25 protein-coding genes are annotated in these 24,315 nt (G+C 70.3%); 19 read left to right on the plus strand and 6 right to left on the minus strand.

Annotated elements, in window-relative coordinates; all coding sequences use genetic code 11:
* The 4 genes from O7543_RS14970 to O7543_RS14985 all read left to right on the plus strand — a co-directional run bounded on the left by O7543_RS14970 (window position 1) and on the right by O7543_RS14985 (window position 3,834).
* Window positions 1-771, plus strand: coding sequence for an alpha/beta hydrolase family protein (locus O7543_RS14970; protein ID WP_281553253.1), 771 nt, complete (start codon window positions 1-3; stop codon window positions 769-771).
* Window positions 768-1,328, plus strand: a complete 561-nt coding sequence (locus tag O7543_RS14975; RefSeq protein WP_281553252.1) for a hypothetical protein — start codon at window positions 768-770, stop codon at window positions 1,326-1,328. The genes O7543_RS14970 and O7543_RS14975 overlap by 4 nt, the downstream gene beginning before the upstream one ends.
* 308 nt (window positions 1,329-1,636) lie before the next feature.
* Window positions 1,637-2,602 carry a hypothetical protein gene (locus tag O7543_RS14980; protein WP_281567108.1) on the plus strand — a complete coding sequence of 322 codons (966 nt, stop codon included), beginning with the start codon at window positions 1,637-1,639 and terminating at the stop codon, window positions 2,600-2,602.
* Window positions 2,603-3,363: 761 nt separating this feature from the next.
* A complete protein-coding gene (locus O7543_RS14985; protein WP_281553250.1) occupies window positions 3,364-3,834 on the plus strand; it encodes a hemerythrin domain-containing protein in 471 nt (156 codons plus the stop codon).
* Window positions 3,835-3,899: 65 nt separating this feature from the next.
* On the opposite strand, the gene O7543_RS14990 is transcribed toward O7543_RS14985, so the two are convergent.
* The 5 genes from O7543_RS14990 to O7543_RS15010 form a co-directional block, all read right to left on the minus strand.
* Entirely contained in the window at window positions 3,900-4,565 is a 666-nt protein-coding gene (locus O7543_RS14990) for a TetR/AcrR family transcriptional regulator (RefSeq protein WP_281553249.1), read from the minus strand.
* Window positions 4,562-5,233, minus strand: a complete 672-nt coding sequence (locus O7543_RS14995; RefSeq protein ID WP_281553248.1) for a DUF4166 domain-containing protein — start codon at window positions 5,231-5,233, stop codon at window positions 4,562-4,564. Before O7543_RS14995 ends, O7543_RS14990 begins: the two co-directional genes overlap by 4 nt.
* A complete protein-coding gene (locus O7543_RS15000) occupies window positions 5,230-5,895 on the minus strand; it encodes an SRPBCC family protein (protein ID WP_281553247.1) in 666 nt (221 codons plus the stop codon). The genes O7543_RS14995 and O7543_RS15000 overlap by 4 nt, the downstream gene beginning before the upstream one ends.
* Window positions 5,896-5,996: 101 nt before the next feature.
* On the minus strand, window positions 5,997-6,584 hold the full coding sequence (locus O7543_RS15005) for a DUF4232 domain-containing protein (RefSeq protein ID WP_281553246.1): 588 nt from the start codon (window positions 6,582-6,584) through the stop codon (window positions 5,997-5,999).
* Window positions 6,581-7,006, minus strand: coding sequence for a hypothetical protein (locus tag O7543_RS15010; protein ID WP_281553245.1), 426 nt, complete (start codon window positions 7,004-7,006; stop codon window positions 6,581-6,583). Before O7543_RS15010 ends, O7543_RS15005 begins: the two co-directional genes overlap by 4 nt.
* Before the next feature lie 147 nt (window positions 7,007-7,153).
* Here O7543_RS15010 and O7543_RS15015 point away from each other — a divergent pair, with 147 nt between their 5' ends.
* Entirely contained in the window at window positions 7,154-7,333 is a 180-nt protein-coding gene (locus O7543_RS15015; protein ID WP_281553244.1) for a DUF6767 domain-containing protein, read from the plus strand.
* 57 nt (window positions 7,334-7,390) lie between these two features.
* Here O7543_RS15015 and O7543_RS15020 read toward each other — a convergent pair whose 3' ends face one another.
* Window positions 7,391-8,143, minus strand: coding sequence for a peptidase E (locus O7543_RS15020; RefSeq protein ID WP_281553243.1), 753 nt, complete (start codon window positions 8,141-8,143; stop codon window positions 7,391-7,393).
* Window positions 8,144-8,302: 159 nt separating this feature from the next.
* Between O7543_RS15020 and O7543_RS15025 the strand changes: the two genes are divergently transcribed.
* The 14 genes from O7543_RS15025 to cydD all read left to right on the plus strand — a co-directional run bounded on the left by O7543_RS15025 (window position 8,303) and on the right by cydD (window position 24,301).
* Window positions 8,303-9,322 (plus strand): sugar transferase, encoded by a 1,020-nt coding sequence (locus O7543_RS15025; protein ID WP_281567109.1) that lies wholly within the window; start codon window positions 8,303-8,305, stop codon window positions 9,320-9,322.
* On the plus strand, window positions 9,315-10,919 hold the full coding sequence (locus tag O7543_RS15030; RefSeq protein ID WP_281553241.1) for an oligosaccharide flippase family protein: 1,605 nt from the start codon (window positions 9,315-9,317) through the stop codon (window positions 10,917-10,919). The genes O7543_RS15025 and O7543_RS15030 overlap by 8 nt, the downstream gene beginning before the upstream one ends.
* Window positions 10,916-11,749, plus strand: coding sequence for a class I SAM-dependent methyltransferase (locus O7543_RS15035; RefSeq protein ID WP_281567110.1), 834 nt, complete (start codon window positions 10,916-10,918; stop codon window positions 11,747-11,749). Before O7543_RS15030 ends, O7543_RS15035 begins: the two co-directional genes overlap by 4 nt.
* Before the next feature lie 11 nt (window positions 11,750-11,760).
* Window positions 11,761-12,603: a class I SAM-dependent methyltransferase gene (locus O7543_RS15040; RefSeq protein ID WP_281553239.1), complete on the plus strand. Its 843-nt coding sequence runs from the start codon at window positions 11,761-11,763 to the stop codon at window positions 12,601-12,603.
* Window positions 12,600-13,946, plus strand: coding sequence for a glycosyltransferase family 2 protein (locus O7543_RS15045; RefSeq protein WP_281567111.1), 1,347 nt, complete (start codon window positions 12,600-12,602; stop codon window positions 13,944-13,946). Before O7543_RS15040 ends, O7543_RS15045 begins: the two co-directional genes overlap by 4 nt.
* Window positions 13,947-14,034: 88 nt before the next feature.
* Entirely contained in the window at window positions 14,035-15,168 is a 1,134-nt protein-coding gene (locus tag O7543_RS15050) for a glycosyltransferase (protein ID WP_281553237.1), read from the plus strand.
* Window positions 15,165-16,442 carry an O-antigen ligase family protein gene (locus O7543_RS15055; protein ID WP_281553236.1) on the plus strand — a complete coding sequence of 426 codons (1,278 nt, stop codon included), beginning with the start codon at window positions 15,165-15,167 and terminating at the stop codon, window positions 16,440-16,442. The genes O7543_RS15050 and O7543_RS15055 overlap by 4 nt, the downstream gene beginning before the upstream one ends.
* A complete protein-coding gene (locus O7543_RS15060; RefSeq protein WP_281567112.1) occupies window positions 16,439-17,401 on the plus strand; it encodes a glycosyltransferase family 2 protein in 963 nt (320 codons plus the stop codon). Before O7543_RS15055 ends, O7543_RS15060 begins: the two co-directional genes overlap by 4 nt.
* On the plus strand, window positions 17,380-18,624 hold the full coding sequence (locus O7543_RS15065) for a glycosyltransferase family 4 protein (RefSeq protein WP_281567113.1): 1,245 nt from the start codon (window positions 17,380-17,382) through the stop codon (window positions 18,622-18,624). Before O7543_RS15060 ends, O7543_RS15065 begins: the two co-directional genes overlap by 22 nt.
* Window positions 18,621-20,078 carry a hypothetical protein gene (locus tag O7543_RS15070; RefSeq protein ID WP_281553233.1) on the plus strand — a complete coding sequence of 486 codons (1,458 nt, stop codon included), beginning with the start codon at window positions 18,621-18,623 and terminating at the stop codon, window positions 20,076-20,078. Before O7543_RS15065 ends, O7543_RS15070 begins: the two co-directional genes overlap by 4 nt.
* 106 nt (window positions 20,079-20,184) lie before the next feature.
* Entirely contained in the window at window positions 20,185-21,051 is an 867-nt protein-coding gene (locus O7543_RS15075; protein WP_281553232.1) for a TylF/MycF family methyltransferase, read from the plus strand.
* 118 nt (window positions 21,052-21,169) lie between these two features.
* Window positions 21,170-21,550 (plus strand): BlaI/MecI/CopY family transcriptional regulator, encoded by a 381-nt coding sequence (locus tag O7543_RS15080; RefSeq protein WP_281553231.1) that lies wholly within the window; start codon window positions 21,170-21,172, stop codon window positions 21,548-21,550.
* A gap of 7 nt (window positions 21,551-21,557) precedes the next feature.
* The gene (locus O7543_RS15085; protein WP_281553230.1) at window positions 21,558-22,520 is read left to right on the plus strand and encodes a M56 family metallopeptidase; all 963 of its coding nucleotides are present in this window, start codon (window positions 21,558-21,560) and stop codon (window positions 22,518-22,520) included.
* Window positions 22,517-24,301 (plus strand): thiol reductant ABC exporter subunit CydD, encoded by a 1,785-nt coding sequence (cydD, locus tag O7543_RS15090; protein ID WP_281553229.1) that lies wholly within the window; start codon window positions 22,517-22,519, stop codon window positions 24,299-24,301. Before O7543_RS15085 ends, cydD begins: the two co-directional genes overlap by 4 nt.
* The last annotated feature ends 14 nt before the right edge of the window (window positions 24,302-24,315 follow it).

Genomic DNA, 24,315 nt, shown 5'->3' on the forward strand with positions numbered 1-24,315 from the left:
ATGGCACACCTGCGGGTCGACTTCTACTCCGACGTTCTGGAGCAGGCCACCTCGATGACCGTCCTGCTGCCCCAGCACACCAGGACCCGGATCGGCGCTCCGGCGCGGGCCGGCGACACCGATCCCCCGGTGCTCTATCTGCTGCACGGGCTCACCGACGACGCCACCGCCTGGACCCGGTACAGCTCCATCGAGCGGTACGCCGAGGAGCGCGGCCTGGCCGTGGTGATGCCCCAGGTGCACCGCAGCATGTACGCCGACGAGGTGCACGGAGCGCCGTTCTGGACCTTCCTGTCCACCGAACTGCCGGCCGTGGTCGACTCGTTCTTCCGGGTCTCCCGACGGCGGGAGGACACCTTCGTCGCGGGCCTGTCGATGGGCGGGTACGGGGCGTTGCGCTGGGCGCTGCGCCAGCCGCACCGGTTCGCGGCGGCGGCCAGCCTGTCCGGCGTACTCGACGTGGCCGCCCGCCAGCACGGACCGTCGGTGTCCGCCACCGACCCGCTGATGCGGCGGGTCTTCGGCGAGCAGGACATCGCCGGCAGCGACGACGACCTGCTCGCGGTGCTCGACCGGGCCGACCCGACGGCGTTGCCACAGCTCTGGCTGTGCTGCGGCACCGAGGACGTGCTGTACCCGGACAACGTCCGGTTCCGCGACGCATGCGCCGCCCGGGGCGTTCCACTCACTGTCGACTTCGAAGCCGGTGACCACGTGTGGAGCTACTGGGACGCCAAGATCCGGGACGTACTCGCCTGGCTGCCGTTGTGACCGACGGTGCCGACGCGGCGCGAGTGGCCGCCGGGCTGGGCGACCAGTTGGCCACGCTGACCTTCACCGATCTCGGCACCGAACAGGTCACCAGGACGATCATCGACGCCGTGGTGCGGTGGGGTGCTGGGCAGGGCTGGCGGGTGTACCGGCGGGCGGCCAGCGTACTGCCGCTGCCGCCGCCGATGCAGGGCCGGCACTCGGTCGTCGACGTGGCCTGTGCCCGACCCGACGCGCCGCCGCTGGTGGTCGAGGTGGACCACACCGACCGGCACCGTACGGTGGAGAAACTGCTCGCCGAGGCTGCCGCTGGTCGAGTGGCGATCTGGGTCCGATGGGGCAGTCGTGGCTTCACCGCCCCGCCTGAGCCGGTGCGGATGGTCACCCTGCCGGTCACCGTCCGGACGACCACGGCGCGATCGGGCGTACGGTTGTTCAGCCGGCAGCCGGAGCGGCCGTTGGCACCGCCCAGTCACCGGCCCGGCCCCGTGGCTGCGGCCGGGCCTCCGTCGTCCCTGTTCGACCCGGCCGACGGGGAGCCGCCCGGCGGTGGATGACCGTCCGGCGGGGCGGGCCGGGTGGCCGGATCTTCCCGCTGCGGGCGTCGGAGCTGTCCCCGCTGCGGGTACCGGAGCCATCCCCGTTGTCCACGCGTCGACCACGTGAACCGGTCCCGGCACCCACAGATCGGGACACGGAGGCACGGCGGCTCACGCCCTTCCGCGCAGGAGCGGACCACGCCGGATCCCGCTGTAACCAGTCTCGGCCATGGTGAACGTCCGCAAAAGTCGCATCGCGTGACAGAATCTGGTGCTGATGTCACGGCGAGGACAAGGTGACTCGCCCAGGAAGGACGGTGACATCCGTGTCCGCTGTGGAGGTCAAGTCGGAGCTGCGCACCCTGCGGGCCGGTCGCGGTGTGTCGGCACCCGATCTGTCCGGTCGGCTCGGCGACCACCTGCGTACGCTCTGCGGCAACAGTGCGGTGAACCGCGACGACGAGCCCGCTGAGTTGCGCGAGCGGGTGATCGCCGAGCTGAACAGCCAGGTCCGACGCCTACCGGACGACATGGCGCTGGCGGCGAGGGTCGCGCTGGGGCTGCACCCGCAGGCGCAGGACGCGCATTTCCGTGGCCGGGTCGCCTGGCTGGCCCGACGGCTGGGTCGCGAGGACCGGACCGCGCTGCGCCGGATCAACGAAGCGGAAGTGCTGCTGGCCGAGGCGATCGGCCAGGAGCTGGGCCGGCGCAGCTCCAGCCCGGTCGGCGCCGGCTGGCACGTCGCCGGGCTGCGGGTGCTGGTCCGGCTGGACACCCCGACGATGGAGGCGTACGAGGAACGGCGGATCGTCGCCGACCGGGACGGCGTCGACGAGGTCGTGCTCGGTATGTCGCTGCCCTGCCCACCAGGCAGCGACGGGCTCGACATCCGGGCAGACGTGCACTGGGGTGGGCGGCTGATCAGGCACGAACGACCGCTGCCGCAGCGGTCACAGTTGGTCGTGGGCCTGCCCCGGCCACTCGCCGCCGGTGAGTCGTGCGACTTCAGTGTGGTCACCCGGCTGGGGCCGAGCCAGATCGCCTCACCGCACTACGTGTTGACGGCTACCCGACGGTGCCGGCGCTTCGAGCTGCGAGTGAGATTCGACCCGGACCGGTTGCCCAAGTGGGTGCGGCGAGTGACCGGGGAGCCCGTTCGGTTACTGGACACACCGCAGCCCGGCAGTGAACTGCTGCAGCCGGACGCGGTCGGCGAGGTGTTCACGGATTTCGACGATCCGGAACTGTATCTCGCGTACGGCATCCAGTGGTTTCCGGCACTTCAGCCGTGACGCAGGATCGGAACGGTCGAAACGGGTCAGTCGGTCTCCATCACACATCACCTCCGCTGACGTCGACAGGCAGAATCCGACGGAACTGCCATTGGCAGACAGCGATCAGCTGCGACTCTCCGGACGGTGTCGGGAATCGCGCCGATCAGACGGAACAGGTAGTGGTCGACAACGGTTACCCGGCATCGGCCCGGCAAGTGCCGGCAGCCCGACGACAGGCGGTCGGGTCCCGACCAGGGCGTGACGCTGGCCGCGGATTGCACACAGATGGACTGCACCGCAGACCGGCTTGGCCGGTTGGCGGGCGCGGGCACCAGGCACGTCGCGCAACGCGACGAACCGCTGATTCCTCGTGGCCGGAATCCGGCCACCGATAGGTCAGTTACCGCTGACCGAGGCTACGACAGCGCGGGCCGGCCGGCGCGGCCGTCGACCGCCAAGCGAAACAGCGTCGAATCGCTGGCCGGGTCACCGGACAATGAATGCACATGGCTCAAGTCGAAGCATGATCTGTCTCCCCGTGAGTCGCCGTACAGTAACCTTATCACCGCCCGCCAAGTTTGCCATCGTAAATACGGCGACAACCTGGTCACAGTCCTCTGTCTACAAGACTGACCGGTCCGGCCAGGCCGGTCGGTCCGGGGCCACATCTGGTAACCTCGCCGCAGCGTCGCGTGCCGGTGGCAGTCCGTGTCAGGCATGGAGGCGCCGGACCGGAGGGAGCACGACGTTGACGACCGTCGTTCCTTCGCCCTTCACCCGTGGGTGAGGGCGACGAAGCCAGGCTGGTGGCCTGGAGCCGCGAACTGCGCGGCGTACACAACCGGCTCCGGGAGGCGCTGACCGTTACCCGGGAGGCGTTGGCCGCCGGCCGGCCGGCGGAGTCGGCGACCCGGGATCTGCTGCTGTTCTGTCACGGGTTCTGCGCCGCCCTGACCGCCCACCACGAGGGCGAGGACGATCGACTGTTCCCGGCCATCGCCGCGCAGCATCCCGAGCTGCAGGACACGCTGCGCAACCTGCGGCAGGACCACTCGATGATCGCGTATTTGCTGAGCGGGCTACAGGCCGCCGTGGCGCGGGCCGCGCCGCCCGCCGAGCTGGACCGGCACCTGGACGGCCTGGCCGCGATCATGGAGTCCCACTTCAGGTACGAGGAACGCCAACTGCTGACGGTGCTGGAGACGCTGACGCTGGACGCGGACCCGGGCAGCGTGCTGGGGCCGCTGTGACCCGGCCGGCCGGGCGCCGCCGCGCGTCAGCTCCGGCCCGCCCGTCCGCCGGATCCCACCGCGCGTCAGCTCCGGCTGCCCGGCGTGGCCCGACCCCGGCTGCGGCGGGCGAGCCTGCCCTGCAATGCCCGGCGGGCGACCGGCCCCAGGTCGTCGACGACGTCGACCAGCACCGCCAACTGTTCCAACGCGGCCAACACGTCGTCGGCGCCGGGCCGGTCGACCCCTTCGTACAGCTCCAGGCCGATGAACCCGGCGGCGACGGCGCGGGCCAGGCCAGGCGGGTCCGCCAACCCGGCCAACGGCGATCCGGCCAGCACCCGGCGGAGCACCAGTTCGATCTCGTCGGTCCACAGCCGCAGCGCGGCCGCCGCAGCCGGAGCGAGCCGCTCGTCGGTCTGCGCACCCGCCAACACCTGGGCCAGCACCGCGACGTTGCCGGCCTCGCGTTCCTGTTCGTGCAGTTCACGGCCCAGGTCGAGCAGCTCGCCGAGGGACCGTACGGCGGCGAACCGGTCCCGGTAGTCGGCCACCCGCTCGGCGGTGGCCGTCTGGCAGGCCGCGACGAGCAGGTCGTCAAGGGTGCCGAAGTGGTAGAAGACCAGCGCCTGGTTGACTCCGGCGCAGCCGGCGACGGTACGGGCGGACACTCCGGCGATGCCGTACCTGCGGATCGCCTGCACCGCCCCGTCCATCAACCGTTGCCTGGTGGAGGTGGGGGCACTGTTCATACCCGAGCATTCTCCCGCAGCGGGCGCACCGCAGCGGGTACCGGGGCCGTCCCCGTGTCCACGTACTGTGCCGTGAACCGGCCCCGGTACCCGAACACCGGGCCGAGGAAGCGGTTGGTCACCCGTACCTCGATCCGGAAACACCCGTCGGAGCCGTCCCACCACTCGTGGACCTCGGCGCAGCCGGACAGGGCGTGGGGAAAACGCCGGCCGGCGTAGCGCTGCTCGCCGGTACGGACCACCAGCCCGCCGCGCCGGTCGACGGCGAGGCTCAGCAGCACCGCGTAGTGCTGATGGGTGCCGAGATAGTCCACGATGGCCGACCGGGCCGGGCTGTAGACCATCGTCGCGTCGAACCGACGGCGACGGTGCGCGGCGACGTCGAAGGTGCGGACGAAGGTGACCGTCTCCCGGCCGAAGCTGTCCCGGTACGCGTAGTTGCCGATGCTGAACGGGACGTCGGCGCCCTGCTCGGGAAAGAGGATGTGGCGGGTCGCGCCGAGGCGCAGCAACGGCACGGTGACCGCCGGGCCGTGCCAGATCCGGTCCATCACCCCGGTGCCGACGCAGCTCGTCCGCTCCTGACTGCTGATCCCGAAGCGTTGCCGCAGTCGCGGGTGCAGCCGGTCGAAGTCGGCACCGAGCGCCTGTCGGAAGATCGAGGTCACCGGGGCACTGCCCGGGTCACACGGGTGGCGGCCCGCCGGTAGCGGCGCGGCCGGCACCGTCGGGCCGCCGGGGTGGTCGGCAGCGGCGGCGCGAGCGCGACCAGCGGTACGGCCACCAGCGCGAGCCGGTGATCGAGCGCGACGGCGGCGACCACCAGGATGAGCCGGGCGGTGACCTCGGCGAGTGCCCGGTCGCGGCTGCGCTCCGGCGGTACGCCCTGCTCCAGCCACAGTCGCAGCCGGTCGAACGACCACGCGGTAGCCCAGCCGAAGGCAGGGCGGAAGGCCCGGTCGGCGAGCGGGCCGAGGCGACCCCACCCGGGCGTGTAGTCGTAGCCGGTCCAGAACCGGACGCCGTTGAGGGTCGGCTGGTAGCGCCAGAAGCCGTGGCCGGCTCGGATCAGCGACAGCTTGTGGTCGCAGGTGAACCGCAACGCGGAGGCAGCGGAGCCGTCGGGTCGGCGGCGCTCGCCGGTGGACTGTCCGGTGCCGGCGACGGTCAGGCCGGGCAGCAGCCGGGTGGCGTACCGGAACCGTCCCTGCGACCCGTACGGCTCGATCCGGGTGAAGCGCAGGTCCCACCGGGCGTGCCGGGCCGGGTCCTGGGTGTACCGCCACACCTGGTCAACCGGGGCCTGGATCAGCGTCTCGATGTACAGCACGCCAGACCTCCCTGGTTTGAGCGAACGCTCAACTGAGAGGTTAGCACGAGTTTGAGCAGTCGCTCAAATGATCGGTGGCCGCGCTGACCTGCAGGCGGCGATCAGTCGACCGGGGCCCACGGACTGACCGCGACCCGGCCGGTGGTGCCGATGTCGAGGCCGCCGTCGGGCTCCAGCACCTGCGCCGGTACGCCCGCAGCCGGCGCCACGGCCAGGAAGCTGCCGTGCGTCGGCGGCACCCGTACATCGTCCACGGTGTTGCGCCAGACCAGGACCGCGCCGGCCCGCTCGCCCGGCTGCACCGTGACCGGAACAGGGCTGCCGGCCACGGTGTCGACCCGGGCGATCACCTCGGCACCCTCGATCACCTCGACCGCCAGTGGCTGCAGTTGCCCGTCGAGGACCGTGAGCTCCGGGAAGCCGTCGACGTGCACCGGTTCCTCGGCACCCTTGACCAGCCGAATCGGCATCGCCCGCAGACCCATCGCGGCGTCCACCGCACCCAGACTGAGCAGCGCTCCGGAGTCCGGGCAGTCAGGTGACGGGTCCGCCGACGGCACCGGCGTCGGCGTGGGAACGGGTGCCACATCGTTGTCCGGTGGCTGCGGACCCGGTTGCGGCAGCTGACCGGCACAGCCGGCGAGCAGCACCGCCGCCAGCAGCAGCGCACCGGCCCGTCGGCGGATCACCGGTCGCCCGTCTGGTTCCCGGAGACAGGCTCGCCGCCGCCGTCGCTGCCGCCGTCCTTCTCGTCCTCGTCGAACGGTCCGTCCTCGTCGTCCTCGTCGAACGGTTCGTCGCTCCACCGCCACCAGGCCTCGTCGCCCTCGACGTGCAGCAGGAACTCCGGCACCGCCGCCCCGTCCGGGTCGATCAGCACGACCGCGGCCCGAACCTGCTGGTACGCCCGCTCCCAGGCGCCGTCGTCCGGACCGTCCTCGACCACCCGCATCGCCCGCAGCTCCGCGTCGAAGATCGGCCGCAGCGGCGCGAACGACTCGGTCGGCCGGAAGGTGGCGTACAACCAGGGGAAGTCGCCGTCGGTCACGGCCAGATCAGCCAGCAGCACGCCGTCGTGGTCGCGCAGCGACCAGTTCGCCCCGAATCCCATGCCACCCATCTCTTCCGCCGCGCGCCGCCGTCGGCACAGTAGTACGGCCGGGCACCTACCGTGGCGCCCCGTCCCAGGCCTGAGGTCCGGCTCGCCGGGTGCCGTCCGGCCCTGCCGCCGGCCGCGTCGACCCGGGACCGTGAGGGTATGACCGCGCGAGTGCACCACCGACGCCCCGAGGCGAAATGCCCGATCCGGCCGGGCGAGCCCTGCACGCTGTGCCTGCCCGGTGCCACCGGTCCGGCCGACTGCGGCCTCGTCTACCTGGTGATGAGCGACGACGAACTCCGTGCCGGGCTGCATGCGAACCGCCGGGTCACGGCATGATTGATCATGGCTTAGCGGGTTGACGCCAACGGCGTCGAGCATCCCGCCGGTCCCGGCTCACGTCCGCCGGGCGGCACCGATCAGCCGGGTCGGGATCGACCGTTCCACCACTGTCCCGTGCCGTTCGCCCGGCTCTACCCGGTACGCCCCGGCGCCGGGCAGGCTGCTGACCGCCTCGACCAGTTCGGTACCGACGTAGTGCAGGCCGACTCCGTCGTCGGTGGCGTGCCCGGCCGGCAGGTCGCCTGACGCGACGCACTCCAGGTACCGCCTCCGACGCGGCTGGTCCGCCAGGTCGTGATGCACGCCGTTGCTGTACGGCAACAACCCCAACGCGTCGGTGACCGGGTCGAGCCGCTCGGAGAACGAGTCGGTCACCCCGCTGGTGTGCCAGCAGATGCTGCCGGCGCTGCCCCCGCCCAGCACCACACCGGCCGCCCAGCACTCGCGAAGGATGGCGTCGACCCGGTGCGCCCGCCACACAGCGAGCAGATTCACCACGCTGCCGCCCGTCACCCAGATCAGCTGCTGCTCGCGCAGGAACGCCCCGACGTCGTCGACGTTCGGCCGAGGAAACAGCTGCAGGTGGGACGGGATCACCTGCTTGGCGTCGCCGACCGCCGCGTAAAAGGACTCGATCACGTCTGGCTGGTCACCGGTGGCGGTTGGCACCAGGCAGACCTTCGCCACCGGCACGCCGGTCAACGAGATCGCGTGGTCGAGCAGTGCGCTGCGGCGCGGAGCCGGTTCACCCGGCGGCGGGTGCAGGATGCCGGAGACGGCGAAGATCTGGCGACGACCTGGGGGCACCTGCCCATCATGCAGGAACCAGCGCCGCCTTCAACGAATGGCTCAAGATCTATTACACGTTTTCAAGCTATATGTTACCTGTAGGCGGCTGAGCAAGATATATAGTGCTTACATCCGATTTGCGGGGTTAACGGCCGAGACCTGGTTTGGAGTACACGCATGCCGAGTCACGCGGACGCGTCGGCGCCGGCTTCCGTCCTGCCTGGCGCCGATCGGCGGGTCGCACCCCGGATGCCGAACGGTGGAGCTGGCCGTCGGCACTCCAGCAGCCCGGACGGGAGCCGGGGCGGAAGGGTCCTGGTCCTAGAGAACGATGGGCCCGAGAGCCCGGCGGACCGGCTCGACGAGGAGTTCGACGTCGCGCTCCGCCTGCGCGGACCGGTAGACCTGGAGGCACTGCCAGCCGTACTCGCTCAATACCAGCCAAAGCTGCTGCTGCTGAAGCAATCCCTCGACGCCGCCGATGCACGGCTGATCGCCGCCTGTCGCGCCCACCGGGTGCCGATCCTCGTGCTCGCCCGCCCGGTGTACGGACTCCTCCGGCCGGCCCGCCTGCGGAGGTACGGCGGGCTGCCCTGGTTCCAACTGCGTTCCGGTCCATTGACGACCGCAGACAGGTGGGCGAAAAGAGGACTCGACCTCGCCTTGATCTTGCTCGCGGCGCCCCTGCTCATCCCCCTGCTGCTACTCGTCGGGCTGGCGGTGGCCGTGACCGGCCCACCACTGTACGTGCAGACCAGAGTAGGTGCCGGTGGTCGGCTCTTCCGACTGGTCAAATTCCGAACGATGCACGTCGACGCCGAGTCCGCCACAGGGCCGACGTTGGCCGCTGCCAACGACGAGCGGATCACCAGACTCGGCCGATTGCTCCGGCGTACCCGCCTCGACGAGCTCCCGCAGTTGTGGAACGTCCTCCGGGGGGAGATGAGTTTGGTGGGGCCGCGGCCCGAACGGCCCGAGTTCGTCGGTGAGCTGTGCCGGCTCCAGCACTACCACCTGCGTCACCTCATCCGACCAGGGCTGACCGGCATCGCGCAGCTGACCGGCGGTTATGCAGCGACGGCTGAGGACAAACTTCGGTGTGACCTGCTGTACCTGCACTGCCGGTCACTGCGGCTGGACCTGGGTCTGCTCCTGCTCACCATCGTGGAACTCTGCCGGGGATTCCCCCGTGGTTAGCCTGTCGACCCGGACCGGCCACCGGGTGGCCCGCAACACCGCCAGTCTGCTGGGCGGTCGACTGATCGTCACCGCAGTCGGGCTGGTGACGCTGCCCCTGGTGTATCGGCACCTCGGCAGCCAGGAGTTCGGTGTCTGGGTGTTGCTCTGCGCAGTCGTCGCCGTCCTGGCCATCATCGACCTGGGCCTCGGCTCAGCGATGGTACGTGAAGTCGCGCGGGACGACGGCGACTCGTCGTCCCGGCGACTACATGCGACGCTGGCCCTCGGGCTGGTCTGGGCGGTGTGCCTCACCGTACTGGCAACGGCCCTACTGACCGTTTCCTGGCCCTGGGTCGCTCGGTTGTTGCAGCTGAGTGAGCTCGCCGGTGAGGCACGCCGAGCGATGTTGTGGTTGCTGTTGTCACTGTTCCTCGGCGGCGTCGAACTGCCATGGCGCGCGGTTCTGGAGGGCACCCAGCGACACGGCGCGGCGGCCTGGATCGGTGCCGGAGCCGCGCTGGTGGGCGGTGTGCTGACGGTCGGTCTGTTGCGAATCGGCGGTGGGCTGGTAGGCCTGGCCGCCGTCACCGCCCTGGCCAGCGGCCTGCGGACCGGACTGACGATCCTGACCGCCCACCGGTACTGCCCGGGCTACACCCCGCGGGTTCCCGACATCCGCCGCGAGGATCTGCGCGTCGTCCGCGGCTACGGCCTCCGGGTGCAGGCCACGAGCGCCTCGGGTGTGGTCAACACGGAGCTCGATCGGTTCGTACTGAGTGGCTTCTTCACCCCGGCCACCGCAGGGCACTTCGACCTGGGTGCCCGGCTGCTGAACCTGCTCCGACTCCCCCCGGGGTTCGCGCTCCTCGCGCTCTTTCCGGTCGCTGTCGCGGGCGCGGCCAACCCTGGCTGGCTCAACCGGTTCTACCTGCGCACGACGTGGCGTCTCGCCGTCTTTCTGGCACCGTGCACCGCTGCCGTCGTGGTGGCCGCCGACCCGCTGGTCCGACTCTGGATCGGCGCCCAGGTGCCCTGGGCGGCGACGAACCTCGCGGTACTGGCTCCCGCGTACGCGGTCAACCTGGTGCTCGGCGCGGCGACGATCGTGGCCCGGGCAGAGGGACGCCCGGGCCTCGAGACGCGGTACGTCATGCTGTCGGTCCTGCTCAACCTTGGTGCGACGGTCCCCCTCATCTGGTTGTACGGCCCGGTCGGCGTACCGCTCGCCACCGCGGCCGCGATCCTGCTCTCGTCGGGCTATTTTCTGTGGCACTTCCACCGCAGCACGGCTCGGCCGCTGACGCCGATACTACGAATCCTCGGCTGGACGGCCACCGCCACCGCCGTCGCGGCGGCCGTCGGCGGCCTCGTGTCGCCGCACCTGCCGGACGGCGACGGACGGCTGGGCGCTGCGCTCGCGGTCTGCTGCAGAACCGGAATCACGATACTGGTCTCGGCGCTCCTGGTGGCCGGCGTTCGGTTGATCCGGCCCACGATCGCCGGTCGCGCACCAGGTCCGGCGGACCGCGCGGCGGCCCAGGTGCATCCATGTGTCGATGCGGAGATTGCCGTTCGCACCGGAGCGCCGTTGACCGACGAAGTTGGCAGCCGATGAGCCCCCGTCGCGCCTACTGCCTGGTCTGCGGTCCAGGACCGACCGACAAAACCATCCTCGGAGGACGGCTGCGGCAATGTCTGGCCTGCGGCTTCGCCTGGACGGTCGGCGCAGCCGATCCGACACCGGACCTCTACGACGACACGTACTTCGAAGGCGGCGGCTACGAGGACTACTTCCTGCCGGGTCCGCGCCGGTTCGAAGCCAGCCGGCGGTTGCGCTGGCTGCGCTCCACGGTCCGGCCGCAGTCCCTGCTAGAGGTCGGACCAGCTGGCGGGTTCTTCCTGGAAGCTGCCCGCAGGTGCGGTATCGACGTGTACGGCGTCGAGGTCTCCCCGGCGGCGACCCGTTACGCCCGCGACCGCCTCAATCTGCCAGTTCAGCAGGGCAGCTTCGAATCCGCGACGCTACCCGACCGAGTCGACGCGGTCTGTGCCTTCCACGTACTCGAACACGTCACGGATCCCTGGCAGTTCCTGCGTGCTGCACGGGCGGCGCTGCGTCCCAGGGGCGCATTGGTGCTCGAGGTTCCCAACATCGCCTCGGCGGCGGCCCGGCTGCTCGGCGAGCAATGGCCCGGGTTGCAGCCCGAGTACCACCGTTGGCACTTCACCCCCGACTCGCTGGCGCACCTGGTGACGATGGCCGGGTTTCGGGTGCTCCGGCAGGACACCACGGTGTTCCGCTACTACATGCCGCTCCGGTATCAGCTACGGCACGCCCACCGGCTGCTGCCATCGGACTGGTCGGCGACCCGCTCGCTGCGGCTGGTCCATCCACGACAGGGCGACCTGGTCCGTCTGGTGGCGAAAGCGACGGACGGCGAGTGACAGGAGAATCGATGAGATCTGCGGAGAAGGTCGCCACCGGCTGCCTGCTTTGCGGCGACGGCTCGGGCGGTCGACCCGTCACGGACGGGCTGCTCCGGCGCTGCGACACCTGCCAGTTCGTCTGGACGGCCAGCGACCTGCCGCCACCCGAGCAGTTGTACGACCGCGCCTACTACGAGACCGACGGATACCAGGACTACTTCACGTCCGCCGGACAACGACGTTACGAGTCCGCCCGGCGACTACGCTGGCTGCGGTCACGGGTTCGCCCAGCGACCCTGCTGGAGGCGGGGTCCGCTGGTGGCTACTTCCTGCGGGCCGCCCGCGACGCCGGCATCGACGCCCGTGGCGTCGAGGTGTCGGACGCCGCCGCCAGCTTCGCCCGGGAGCAACTGGGTGTGCCGGTACGCACGGACCGGTTCGAGGATCATGGGCCAGGCGCCCCGGTCGATGCGGTCTGCGCCTTTCACGTACTCGAACACGTGACCGATCCGCGACGGTTCCTGGCGGCGGCCCGGGCTGCGCTGCGACCGGACGGCTGGCTGGCGTTGGAGGTGCCCAACATCGCTTCGGCGGCCGCGCGCAGGCTCGGTAGCGCATGGCCGGCGATCGCCCCCGACTACCACCGTTGGCACTTCACGCCGCACTCGCTCGCCCGGCTGCTGGCCGAGTCCGGCTTCCGGGTGGTCGGTCAGGACACGGTCTTCTCCCGCTTCTACTGGCGGGCTCCGGCTCGCCTGCGGCAGGCCCGCAACCTGGTGGTCGCCGACTTCGCGGCCTGTCGATCGCTGCAAGTCAGTCACCCGACCCTCGGCGACCTGCTGCGGGTCTTCGCGCGCAGGGAGGACCGATGAGCAGCGTGGACCTGTCGATCCTGCTGGTCAGCTGGAACACCCGGGATGAGACGCGGGCATGCCTCGAGTCGCTGCCCACCGGGATCCACGGGGACCTACGTTTCGAGATCGTCGCCGTCGACAACGGCTCGTGTGACGGGTCGGCCGAGCTACTGGACAACCATCCCCAGGTACGGCTGCTGCGCAACGAGCACAACGTCGGGTTCGCCGCCGCCGTCAACCAGGCCTACTGGCAGGCCCGAGGCGCGCTTATCCTGCTGCTCAACAGCGATGTCCGGTTTCACCCGGGCGCGTTGAGCACAATGATCGAGCATCTGCGACAGCATCCCGAGGCTGCCGGGGTCAGTCCGCTGTACCTGAACCCGGACGGGACCTTCCAGCAGCACTATGTCAATCTGCCGACTTTCACTGCCACGATCGCTCTGGTCACCGCGCTACGCAAGCTCCCGGTCTTCCGGCAGGCACTGCACAGATTTCAGATGCGCGGAGAGGACTTCAGCCGACCCCGGTTGCTGGCCTCCGGCAGCTGCATGCTGCTGAGGAGGCAGGTGCTGCCGACGGATCACATCTTCGACGAACGGTTTCCGATCTACTGGAACGACGCCGTGCTCGCCCGAACGTTGCGCGACGCCGGCCGCCAGTTGTGGATGATCCCACACGCGGTGGTGACACACAGTAGAGGCGCCTCGTGCCGTCGGCTCGGACCGACCATCCGGCAGCGCCATCTACTCGGCAGCCTGGTCGGCTACCTGTCCCTGACCGAACCGCGATACAAGCTGGCCATCTTCCGCGCGGTGGCGCTCGTCGATCACGGTGTGAAACGGCTCTTTGGCCGGCCCGTGCCGCTGGGGCTTAGCGATCTACGAGCGGCGCTAGGCGGCGACGTCGGCCCGCTGCCTGATGGTGACATCCGGGACTGGTGGGTGATCGTCGACTCGGGGCGGTCCGGGGCAGCTGCCGGCTCCCCTCCGTCAGGCACGGCGACCGCAGCCCTGGTGACGGAGGCGAGCCGGTTGGGGGACAAGCGGGTCTTGCTGCTGCACGCGGAGCCCGCCGCACGGGCACGCTGGCGGTTGACGGTTCAGACGCAGGACCAGTCCGTCTGGTCCGCAGACCTTCCGTCGGCGCTGCCGTTCGGCAAGTACGTCCGTTGGATCGATCGAATCAATCTGCGTGTCGGCGCCGGCCGGCTACGCCGCTGGCTGGACCGGCAGGCCGGCGCCCGGGTGCTGTACCTGACCGACGATCGCGCGACCGCGGTGATCGGATACCTCGGCGAGGATGAAGTACACAGTGTCTCGTCGTCGTCCCTTCCGGCGGTGGCGGAACCAGCTCATGTCTAGGCCTGGTCACCCGGTCCGCTCGTCGTCCCGGCCATCCCGGTCCACCGCTACGCCACAACCGCGGCGGCACCGTACCGGCGACACCGATGTGTCACGACGCCCCACCGACGTCGGCAGCGGGTGGGTGGTGATGTTCAGCGCTACGCCATGGCGCGGCGGAGCCCACCGCCAGCACGCGTTGGCCCGTCAGATCGCGGTAGACCGGCGGGTGCTCTACGTGGATCCCCCTGGCCAGCTACCGAGTTGGCGGATGTCGGTCACCCCGGTCGAGCACAACCTGTGGCGCGCCGAGGTGCCCGTCCTTCTACCCCTCGGCCGACAGCTGCCCCCGGCCAACCTGGTCAACCGCCGATGCGGCGCGTCACTCATCCGTCGATGGTTGGACGACCGGCCGGGTCACCGGTTGCTGTGGATCGACGAGGACCTGGCCGCGACGGTCGCCGGGCGCTTGGGAGAGCTAGCTGTCGTCTACGACGCGACGGATCTGGACTGGACGTTCACCCGGCGGTGGAACCGATGGCACCTACGGCGGGCACTGCGCAGTGCGCTGGCCGCCGCCGATGTGGTGTTGGCCTCGTCGTCGGCGCTGCCCACGCGGCTACCCACCGGGCAGCGGTCGGTGGTGGTACTGCCGAACGGCTGTGACCCGGACAGGTTCCATCCAGCCGGGCCGGTCTCCTCGTGGCTGGCCCGGCTGCCCCGTCCGGTGCTGGGCTACGTCGGTGCGGTCGACACTCGGGCGTTCGACGCCGACCTGGTGGCACAGCTGGCAACGGAGCACCCAGAGTGGACCTTCGTACTCGCCGGTCCGACGACCCGGAGCGGCCGGACTCCGCTCGCGAGGCTGCCCAACATCGTCCTCACCGGTCCGGTTCCCTTCACGGACGTCCCCGCGATCCTGCGCGGCTGTGACGTGACGATCATCCCCTACCGGGTCGGCGGGCTGATCGACTACGTGCATCCCAAGAAGTGCTACGAGTATCTCGCGACAGGCAAACCCGTCGTCGCCACACCGCTACCAGCGCTGCGTGGCATCGGCGCTCCGATCCGGCTGGCGGCGGGGCCGCAGCAGTTCGGCGCTGCGGTCGAAGAGGCGTTGCAGACGGCGAACGGTCCGGCCGAGGTGTCACTACGCCGGTCCGTCGCGGTCGACAACAGCTGGGCGGTACGGGGTGCCCAGTTGCGTGCCCTGCTCACAGATCTGGCCGGGCCGCCACGATGAGACCGGCGTACAGCTTGTGGACCGCGCCGCTGCCGATGGTGTTCGCCGCGACCGTCGTCGGAGCACTGGCCGTCTCGCCTGGCCTCCTCGGTACCGTCCTGGCAGCTTCGGCTGTCTGCTGTGCGGCGTTCGTACTCTGGCCGTGGGCGGTGCTCCCAGTCGCCATCATCGGCGGCACGATCGCCGGCGCAACCGTCGGTGGCGGCGACGTCGCCACGATCGTCGCGATGCACGCGGCCGCACTCGGTGCCGGAGGGCTCGCACTACTGATCCGGGTGCTGATCCGAGTGGAGAAGATCCGGCGTACGACTGCGGACCTGCCGATGCTGGGTCTCACGCTGTTGGTGCTGCTGGCGGCGGTGTACGGCCTCTCGCTCGGCAACCCACCCCGGGACGTCCTGGTCGGTGCCTACCAGATCGCGGTCATTCCGGTCTACTTCTGGATCGCGGCCCAGACGCTGGGCGACCTGAGACGGCTGCGCGCAGCCGCCATTCTGTACCTGGTGCCGACCGTGGCACTCACACTGACTGCGCTGGCCACAGCGAACCAGACCGGTGGCCTGATCGCGCTACTCGCCGTACCACCGCTGATCGTCCTGGCCGGGCTCGCCGAAGGTTGGAGCCGGGCCGGCTTCGCCTTGCTCGCCGGGTTACTCCTCGCCGATGTCGCCATGTCGATGTACCGGGCGCTGTGGTTGGCCGCAGCAGTCGCTCTCGCGGTGATGCTGGTCTGGGGCGGACGCACCCTACGTCGTGGCATGGCGGCGACGGTCGCCGTCGCCGTCGCAGGTGTCGCGTTCCTGGCCCTGGGGTCGAACCTTGCCAACCACGTCGACGTGGTGGCCCTTGAACTGCAGGAGTCGTCGGGCTACCGGGGCCCCGAGTCCGCTGTCGGGATGAACGTCTTCGCGGAGCGCCCTTTCACCGGTGGTGGGCTGGGGCAGTCGGTGCGAAACATCTACCTACCAGACTTCGCTCGAGATGATGTCGGCCCGGTCTACCACGCCTTCTACGTGACCGTCCTGGCGAACATCGGAATCCTCGGCCTCATCGTCGTGCTATGGCCACTTTACCGCACAATACGGAACGGATTTCTGTACGGTAACGGCATAGCGTTCGGGTTCGCCGCGCTCACCTGTGGGTTTCTTGTCGGAGCAGCATTCGCCGGACCGACGGCGGGCCACTGGGAACTCGGCCTGTTGCCAGCTCTGACAATGACCACGGGCTCCGCCGATTCACCCCAGCCGACCGTCCCCGAGGAGGTGAGGACATGACCGAGTCAAACGCGACCGCGGTGATCGTGACGCACAACTCGCAAGATCATATTCGCGCCACCCTGACGGAACTGGCGAGAAGCCGACTGCCGGTCATCGTGGTGGACAATTCATCCAGCGACTCCACAGTAGCGATCGTACGATCAGAGTTTCCCGAGGTGACACTGCAGGCGAACATCGTCAACGTCGGGTTCGCGACTGCCGTCAATCAGGCGGTCACGACCGTCCGGACCGATGTCGTACTGCTGGTGAACCCGGACTGCATCTGCCCTTCCGCTACGGTGGACGCCCTCCTCACTGCCTTGCGTGACCACCCTCGGGCCGGAATCGTAGGGCCGCGCATTCGCCGCCCGGACGGACAGATAGCCATTAGTGCGCACCCGTTCGAATCGTTGGCCACGGTCGTTGCGTCCCGGTTCGGCGGCAATCTGCTACCGGTGCAGCTACGCCGGTTCGTGTCCGGGCGAACCCGCCGGGCGGCGTACGACGCGTGCTGGGGCACGGGCGGCCCGGTCTCCGTCGACTGGATCTCCGGCGCGTGCATGGCCGTGCGCGTCCACTTGCTGCGGCGAGTCGGCGGCCTCGACGAGGGTTACTTCCTCTACTACGAGGACGAGGAGCTGTGCCTCCAGGCATGGCGCAACGACGTCGCAGTCCTGTACCTGCCGTCCGCAGAGGCGATGCATGTGGGCGGCGGCAGCAGCAGTGCCGACCCCGCCCGCACCTGGCCGCACCTGTACCGGAGCATGCTGCGCTTCTTCGCGCTCCACCGACCTGCGACGCTCGCGGCTCTCCGTGCCGTGGTGCTGCTGCGCGCGATGCTCGGTATTGGTATCGCCGGGATGCGGTTGCCCATCCAACCTCGAACCGGAGCGGCCCGCGCTCGAGCCTGGTCAGAGATTTCACGGATCGCGTTGTCCAGCCGGCCGGAGACTTCGTGGAGGAAAAAGTGCACGTGATGGTCACCGTCGTCGGCGCACGGACGGAACACTGGATCGAATTATTCGCCGCCCTGGCGAATCGCCCTGACGTCACGGTCACGGTTGTCGCGGCCGATGTTTCCAAGCTGACCCGGACCGAACTCGACCTGGTGTCCCGCAGATCCCCCAGGTTCCGGTACCACGTCGTTCCCCACCTGTTAGGGGAAGGCCGGACCGGGCACATGGCATCGGTCCTCTTCCGGACTGACGTTAGCCGATTTGTGGAGCATCCTCCGGATGTCGTGCACATCATCGGTGAGGCCGCCTACCTGTCGACCTGGCAAGTGATCCGTTCCTGCCGGCGACGCTGGCCGGGTGTACCGGTCTCGCTCTACGCCGCGCAGAACATCGTTATCAGGTTCCCGGCACCCTTTCCCACCATCGAGCGCTACTCCTACCGTCAGGTCGATCACATGTTCCCGATCACCCCGGCGGCGCTCTACGTCCTTCGAGTCAAGGGATACTCCGGCAGCGCTTCGGTCGTGCCGCTGGGCGTCGACCCGGAACTGTTTCGGCCAGAACCGGCCGGGGACGTGAACCGCCGCTTCACCGTTGGTTTCGTCGGTCGGCTCGAACACCACAAGGGTATCGCCGATCTGCTGCGCGCGGCCGAGTCGGTCGACTGTGACGTGGCGTTCATCGGCGCAGGAGCCCTCCGGCACCTGGTCGAGCAGGCGATCGAGAACCGACCAGGGCGAATCGTGCTGCATTCCTGGGCAGATCACCATGACCTGCCCGGCCACCTCAATCGGATGGATGCCCTGGCGCTGCCCTCCATCGAGGTCGTGCAGCGCAACGTCCTGCCGTGGGTGGGCATACCGCTACGCGAACAGTTCGGCCGGGTACTTGTCGAGGCGATGGCCTGTGGCACACCGGTGGTCGGCAGCGACGTCGGCGAGATACCACACGTGATCGGCGATGCCGGCCTGACCTTCACCGCTGGCGACTGGGTCGGTCTTGCCAATTGTCTCTCCCGACTCCGGGACGATCCGGAGCTCGCAGCCAGGCTGTCCGCCAACGGACTGGCCCGAGTCAACCGGCTGTTCAGCTGGGAGAGCATCGCCGACGCGATGTGCGATGTGTGGAACGGGCTTCGCGACGCCGGGGACCGGCGCTCGGCGACGAGCCTGCCCCGACACCGCAGGGAACCGCAACGTACGCCGCGTACCACCGCAGCGCAGCAGTTGGAGGCGAACCCATGACCCGATGGTCCCGTGGCCGGTCGACAGTCCGTGCCGTCGCCCGGCTCGCCGGGCTTCCGGCCTTCGGACTGTGCCTCGGGCTGCTCGCCGCGCAGTTGGTCACCCAGTGGACCCCGCCCACCTATCAGGCGTCGGCTTCGCTGCTGATCAGCGCGAAGGCCGACGGGGAGGTTGCCGGCCAGGAGACAGCGTCGATCACTCTCGCGCAGAGCCTGGCGCCGACGATCGCCCGGATGGCCGAGACGCGCGAGGTCGCGACCAGGGCCGCCGACAGTTTGCGGTTGCCGGCGGACGAGGTCGTCGGGCAGGTGACCGGACAGTTCGAGCCCGGCATGCAGATTGTCACCGTGGCGGCGGCCGCCCGGTCGGCCGACCGGGCGGCCGGGATCGCAAACGAAGCCGCGGCGGCGGTGATCGGGCGGCTCGCTGACTTCGCGCTCGCGGAGCAGATTCAGGTCGATGCGCGGGTACTGGACCGGGCCACTGCGCCGGCCCGGCCGGTCCTACCGAAACCCACGCTGAACAGCGCGCTGGGTGCGATAGCTGGCCTGCTCGTCGGCCTCGGCCTGGCGACCGCCCGCAATCGATTCGACAACCGGCTGCGCGATGTTCAGGCCGTGGACGCCCAGCTGGGTCTACCGGTGCTGGCGGTCTTCCCGCAACTGCCGCGACGCTTCGTGCCGCGACATGTCCGGATGCTGCGACACGGTGCGGCTACCGTGGCAGCGGACGCCCTGGTCGCAGGCCTCAGCGTCTTCGTCGATTCGCTGCCGGGCCGGCGGATCTTGGTCACCAGCGCCCGACACGACGACGGGAAGGCCATGGTGGCCGCCCTGCTGGCCCTTCGGATCGCCGGCGGCCGCGACGACGTGACTCTCGTCGAAGCTCAGACCGCCGACCAAGGTGACCCGCAGCCGGTTGCCGACCGCATCCTCCTGAGCTTCATGGAACGCACCTTCGGCCGCCAGCCGGCGACCGGGCCTGTTCCCACCGTCGTCGGTGCGGACCTGGCGGGCCAGTGGTCGACCGGCGGGCAGCTCGACGAGACCATCGGTCGCAAGGACGACGACCTGGTGGTGCACGCGCCGCCGGTCCTGACCGGAACCACGGCGGCCACGCTCGCCAGAAGGGTCGACGCCGTCGTGCTGGTGGTCCGGCGAGGTGACACCGACGCGGCCGACGCCAGGCAGGCCTCGATGCTGATGCGGCATCTTGGTGTGCCGTTCGTCGGTGTCGTCGTCGTTGACGGCGCGGCCATGCTGTCCCACCGGTTGTCCGGTCGCCCCGACCGAATCGCGGCCCCGGGCTCCGACGGCGGCCGGCACCGGCGGCCGGATCCGCCGGCTGGCGCCGAGACTCCGGCCGCTGCCGCCACGCCGACGGCAACGGCTCCTCGAGCGACGCAGTCCGCAGCACTGACCGGCGCTACACAATCAGCGATTCGCGCCGAATAGCGGCCATTCGATGCCGGTCAGTAGTAACGTGTTTCAGCAGATGGTGGCCACCGGCATCCGTACGGCCAATCTTGATTGATGAAACCACTTCTCAGAAGGAGTTCAGATGAGCGTCATTCCGGCCCTAGACCCGGAACCCACCGTCACCGCCGCCGGCGACCCACGCGCCTTGTACCTGGACCTCATGAAGCGCGCCCTGACAAGGTACGCCTTCGGCGAATCATGGATCCGTTACCACCCGCGCCGCAATTCATTGCGCAGCACCCTGCTCCGTCAGGGTCAGCGGCTACTCAACCGGCGAGACATGGACATCGTGGTGCGATTCCCGTTCGACGCGGACGAACGCGCGAACGGCCGCGACTGGCCCCCCGAAGCCGAGACGATGATCGGCCTACGGCGACTCGACAACCTTGAACGATGTGTGACTGAGGTGATCAGGAACCAGGTTCCTGGAGACCTGATCGAGACCGGGGTGTGGCGCGGTGGCGCCTGCATCTTCATGCGCGCGCTACTCAAGGCGTACGGGGAAACCGATCGCGTGGTCTGGGTAGCCGACTCATTTCGAGGGCTGCCCCGACCGGATCCCGATCGACTCGAGGATGTAGAGGACGCCCTCTGGAAAGAGCCGTTCCTCGCAGTGCCGCTGGACCGGGTCCAGGCGAATTTCCGCCGGTACGGCCTGCTTGACGACCAGGTCCGGTTCCTGCCGGGATGGTTCGAGGAGACGTTGCCGACGGCCGACGTCGACCGGGTCGCTGTCATGCGACTCGACGGAGACCTGTACGACTCGACGATGGTGGCGCTCGACTCGCTGTATCCGAAGCTCTCCGCCGGCGGCTACGTCATCGTCGATGACTATCACGCCGTACGCGGCTGTCGTCAGGCGGTCGACGACTTCCGGCGCGCTCATGGCATCGACGACGAGCTCCACCAGGTCGACTGGACGTGCCGGTACTGGCGCAAACCGGCCTAGAACTCACCCGTCGGGTGCTCCGACGCCGATACCAACCGGTACCGACCGGAAAGGCCGGCGAGCCGAGGCAGCCAGGTATCGCGGTCCGCACGTCTACTACGGGCGATAGGATCGCGAGGTGACGCGACTGGGTGACCTCGAACGCGCGGTGATGGACGTGCTGTGGGACCGCGACCCGGCAGCCGGTCCGGTCACCGTCCGCGACGTCGCCGAAACCCTGCAGGACCGCGACCTGGCGTACACGACGGTGATGACGGTGCTGGACCGGCTCGCCGGCAAGGGCATGGTCAGTCGGGAGCGCGCCGGCCGGGCGTGGCACTACCAGCCGGCGGCCAGCCGTGAGGCGTACATCGCCCAGTTGATGCTCGACGCGCTGGACCTGGCCGGCAGCCGGGACGCGGCCCTGGTCCGATTCGCCAGATCGGTCACCGGCACCGAAGCCGAAGTGCTCCGGGCCGCGCTCACCGACCAGGCGCAGGCGGCGGACCGGCGGAGTTGACGCTGCCATGGCCTACGGCGCGCACTTCGCCGCGGTGATCCTCGCCTGCTATCTGACCGCCCAGGCGTTGACCCGCTCGGTCTGGTTCGGCCCCGGCTGGACCTGGCGCAGCCCTCGGGTGGCGATCCTCTGCTGGCAGGCGCTCGGTCTGGCGGTCGGGCTGGCCGCGATCGGCGTTCCGCTGGCGGTCGGGCTCGCCCCGTACGGCACCGGGCCGGGCCGCGCCACCGGCCTGTTCGTCGGCGACCTCGCCGCCGGGGTGACCAGCCTGGCCACCGGACACGGCTGGCCGGCGGGCGGCTTCCCGGCCGGGCTGGGGCCGGTCCGGCTGGCGCTGGTCGGCCTCGCCGCCGCGATCGCCACCGTCCTGCTCGGATCCACCGTACGCAGCCTGCTCGCCGCCGTACGGGTCCAGCGCCGGCACCGGGACCTGCTCGCACTGGTCGGCCGCGCCGATCCGGCCGCACCGGGCGCACTGGTGCTCGACCACCCGGGGGCGGCCGCCTACTGCCTGCCCGGGGTTCGGCCGACCGTGGTGGTCAGCGCCGGCACGCTCGACCTGCTCGGCCCCGGCGAGCTCGCCGCCGTGCTCAGCCACGAGCGGGCGCACGCCGACGAACGGCACGACCTGGTACTGCTGCCGTTCACCGCGCTGTGCCGGGCGCTGCCCCGGGTGCGTTGGCTGCGGGCGGCGCACGACGCGGTCGCCCTGCTGGTCGAGATGCGCGCCGACGACAAGGCCCGGCGTCAGCACGCCGACGAGCCGCTCGCCACCGCGCTGCGTCGGTTCGCCAGCGCCGGTAGCCGGATCACCCCGGCCGGTGCGCTCGGCGCCGCCGACCTGGAGCTCGACGCCCGGGTGCAGCGGCTGCTGCTCGCCGGTCCGGCACCCCGGCTGCGGCCGGCGGCCGCGAGTGTGGTCGCCGCCGCGCTGCTCCTGCTGCCCGCGTCGCTGTACCTCAGCTGGTGAGCACCGTCACCGCACCGGCCGACCGGGCCGGTCGCCGCCGGCCGTTCGATCCACGGCTGGTACGCCAGGTGCCGGCGGTGCGGGTACGGCTCGCCCTGCTCGGCGTGCTCGGCGTGGTCGCCGCCGGCCTGATCATCGCCCAGGCCACCACGCTGGCACTGGTGCTGGCCGCGGCCGCCGGTGGCGAGCTGGACCGTGCCGCGCTCGTCGGTTTCGTCCTGGCGGTCACCGGCCGCGCCGCGCTGCTCTGGGCGCAGGGTTACCTCGCCGCCGACGCCGCAGCCGTGGTCAAGGCGCAGTTGCGGGCGGACCTGCTGGCCGCGATCCACCGACGTGGCCCCGCCTGGTTGTCCGGTCAGCGCGCCGGCCAGCTCGCCACCCTGACCGGTCGGGGCGTCGACGCGCTCGACGGCTACTTCACCGGCTACCTGCCGCAGCTGGTGCTGAGCGTGACCGTGCCGGTGGCGGTGCTCGCCCGGCTGGCGTTCGCCGACTGGAGCTCCGCGTTGATCGTCGCGGTCACCCTGCCGCTGATCCCGGTCTTCGGCGCGCTGCTGGGCTGGCACGCGCAGGCCGCGACCGAACGGCAGTGGCGGCGGTTGGCCCAGCTCGGCGGCCACTTCCTGGACATGGTGGCGGGGTTGGCGACGCTGCGGGCCTTCGGCCGGCAGCGGGCGCAGGCCGAGGTGGTACGCCGGATGGCCGACCGGCACCGGGTCGCCACCATGGGTACGCTGCGCATCGCCTTCCTCTCCGGGCTGGTTCTGGAGCTGGTAGCCACCTTGGCGGTGGCGCTGGTCGCGGTGCCGATCGGACTGCGGCTGCTCACCGGTGGAATGGCGCTGTCCACCGCGTTGCTGGTGCTGCTGCTCACCCCGGAGGCGTACCTGCCGCTGCGCACCGCGGGCAGCCGGTTCCACGCCAGCATGGAGGGTCTCACCGTGCTCGACGAGGCGCTCACGCTGATCGGCGAGGACGATCCGGCGCGCGACGTCAGCGGCATAGATCCGGCCCGCGACGCCGACGGCGATCCGGCCCGCGACGCCGCCGACGGCGCGGGCAGGTGGGCGGGCCGAGCGACACCGGCGGTCGTCGGGTCGCCGCCGGCGGAGATCAGGTTCGAGTCGGTCACCGTGGCCTACCCCCGGACCACAGCGCTGCGGGACGTCGACCTGACGATCCGGGCCGGCGAACGGATCGCCGTGATCGGTCCCAGCGGAGCCGGCAAGAGCACCCTGCTGCATCTGCTGCTCGGCTTCGTCACGCCGACCGCCGGCCGGATCACCGTCGACGGGGTCGACCTCGCCGAACTCGACATCGAGCAGTGGCGGCTACGGCTCGCCTGGGTGCCCCAACACGCGCACCTGTTCGCCGCCTCGCTCGCCGACAACATCGCGCTGGGCGCGCCGGACGCCGACCCGGACGAGCTGTCGGCGGCGGTACGCGCCGCCGCGCTCACCGATGTGGTGGCGGCGCTGCCCGACGGGCTGGCCACCCGGCTCGGCGAACGGGGCCACGGGCTGTCCAGCGGGCAGCGCCAACGTGTCGCGTTGGCCCGCGCCTTCCTCCGGGACGCGCCGGTGGTCCTGCTCGACGAGCCGACCGCCCGGCTGGATGGCGCCTCGGAGGCGGCGGTCCTGGCCGGGTCACGGCAGCTGGTCACCGGTCGGACCGCGTTGATCGTGGCGCACCGGCCGGCGCTGCTCGACGGCGTCGAGCGGGTCGTCCGGCTGGACGCCGGCCGGATCACCGGACGCGACCTCGAGGCGGCCGCCCCGTGACCGGCGTGCGGCCG

The sequence above is a fragment of the Solwaraspora sp. WMMA2080 genome, from assembly GCF_027497395.1.
GTDB lineage: Bacteria > Actinomycetota > Actinomycetes > Mycobacteriales > Micromonosporaceae > Micromonospora_E.

Coding starts and splice junctions, on each gene's coding strand:
- O7543_RS15040 (WP_281553239.1), top strand. CDS start 11,761: ATGAGATCTGCGGAGAAGGTCGCCACCGGCTGCCTGCTTTGCGGCGAC.
- O7543_RS15045 (WP_281567111.1), top strand. CDS start 12,600: ATGAGCAGCGTGGACCTGTCGATCCTGCTGGTCAGCTGGAACACCCGG.
- O7543_RS15055 (WP_281553236.1), top strand. CDS start 15,165: ATGAGACCGGCGTACAGCTTGTGGACCGCGCCGCTGCCGATGGTGTTC.
- O7543_RS15070 (WP_281553233.1), top strand. CDS start 18,621: ATGACCCGATGGTCCCGTGGCCGGTCGACAGTCCGTGCCGTCGCCCGG.
- O7543_RS15085 (WP_281553230.1), top strand. CDS start 21,558: ATGGCCTACGGCGCGCACTTCGCCGCGGTGATCCTCGCCTGCTATCTG.
- O7543_RS15025 (WP_281567109.1), top strand. CDS start 8,303: ATGCCGAGTCACGCGGACGCGTCGGCGCCGGCTTCCGTCCTGCCTGGC.
- O7543_RS14970 (WP_281553253.1), top strand. CDS start 1: ATGGCACACCTGCGGGTCGACTTCTACTCCGACGTTCTGGAGCAGGCC.
- O7543_RS14990 (WP_281553249.1), bottom strand. CDS start 4,565: ATGAACAGTGCCCCCACCTCCACCAGGCAACGGTTGATGGACGGGGCG.
- O7543_RS15010 (WP_281553245.1), bottom strand. CDS start 7,006: ATGGGATTCGGGGCGAACTGGTCGCTGCGCGACCACGACGGCGTGCTG.
- O7543_RS15075 (WP_281553232.1), top strand. CDS start 20,185: ATGAGCGTCATTCCGGCCCTAGACCCGGAACCCACCGTCACCGCCGCC.
- O7543_RS15015 (WP_281553244.1), top strand. CDS start 7,154: ATGACCGCGCGAGTGCACCACCGACGCCCCGAGGCGAAATGCCCGATC.
- O7543_RS15060 (WP_281567112.1), top strand. CDS start 16,439: ATGACCGAGTCAAACGCGACCGCGGTGATCGTGACGCACAACTCGCAA.
- O7543_RS15035 (WP_281567110.1), top strand. CDS start 10,916: ATGAGCCCCCGTCGCGCCTACTGCCTGGTCTGCGGTCCAGGACCGACC.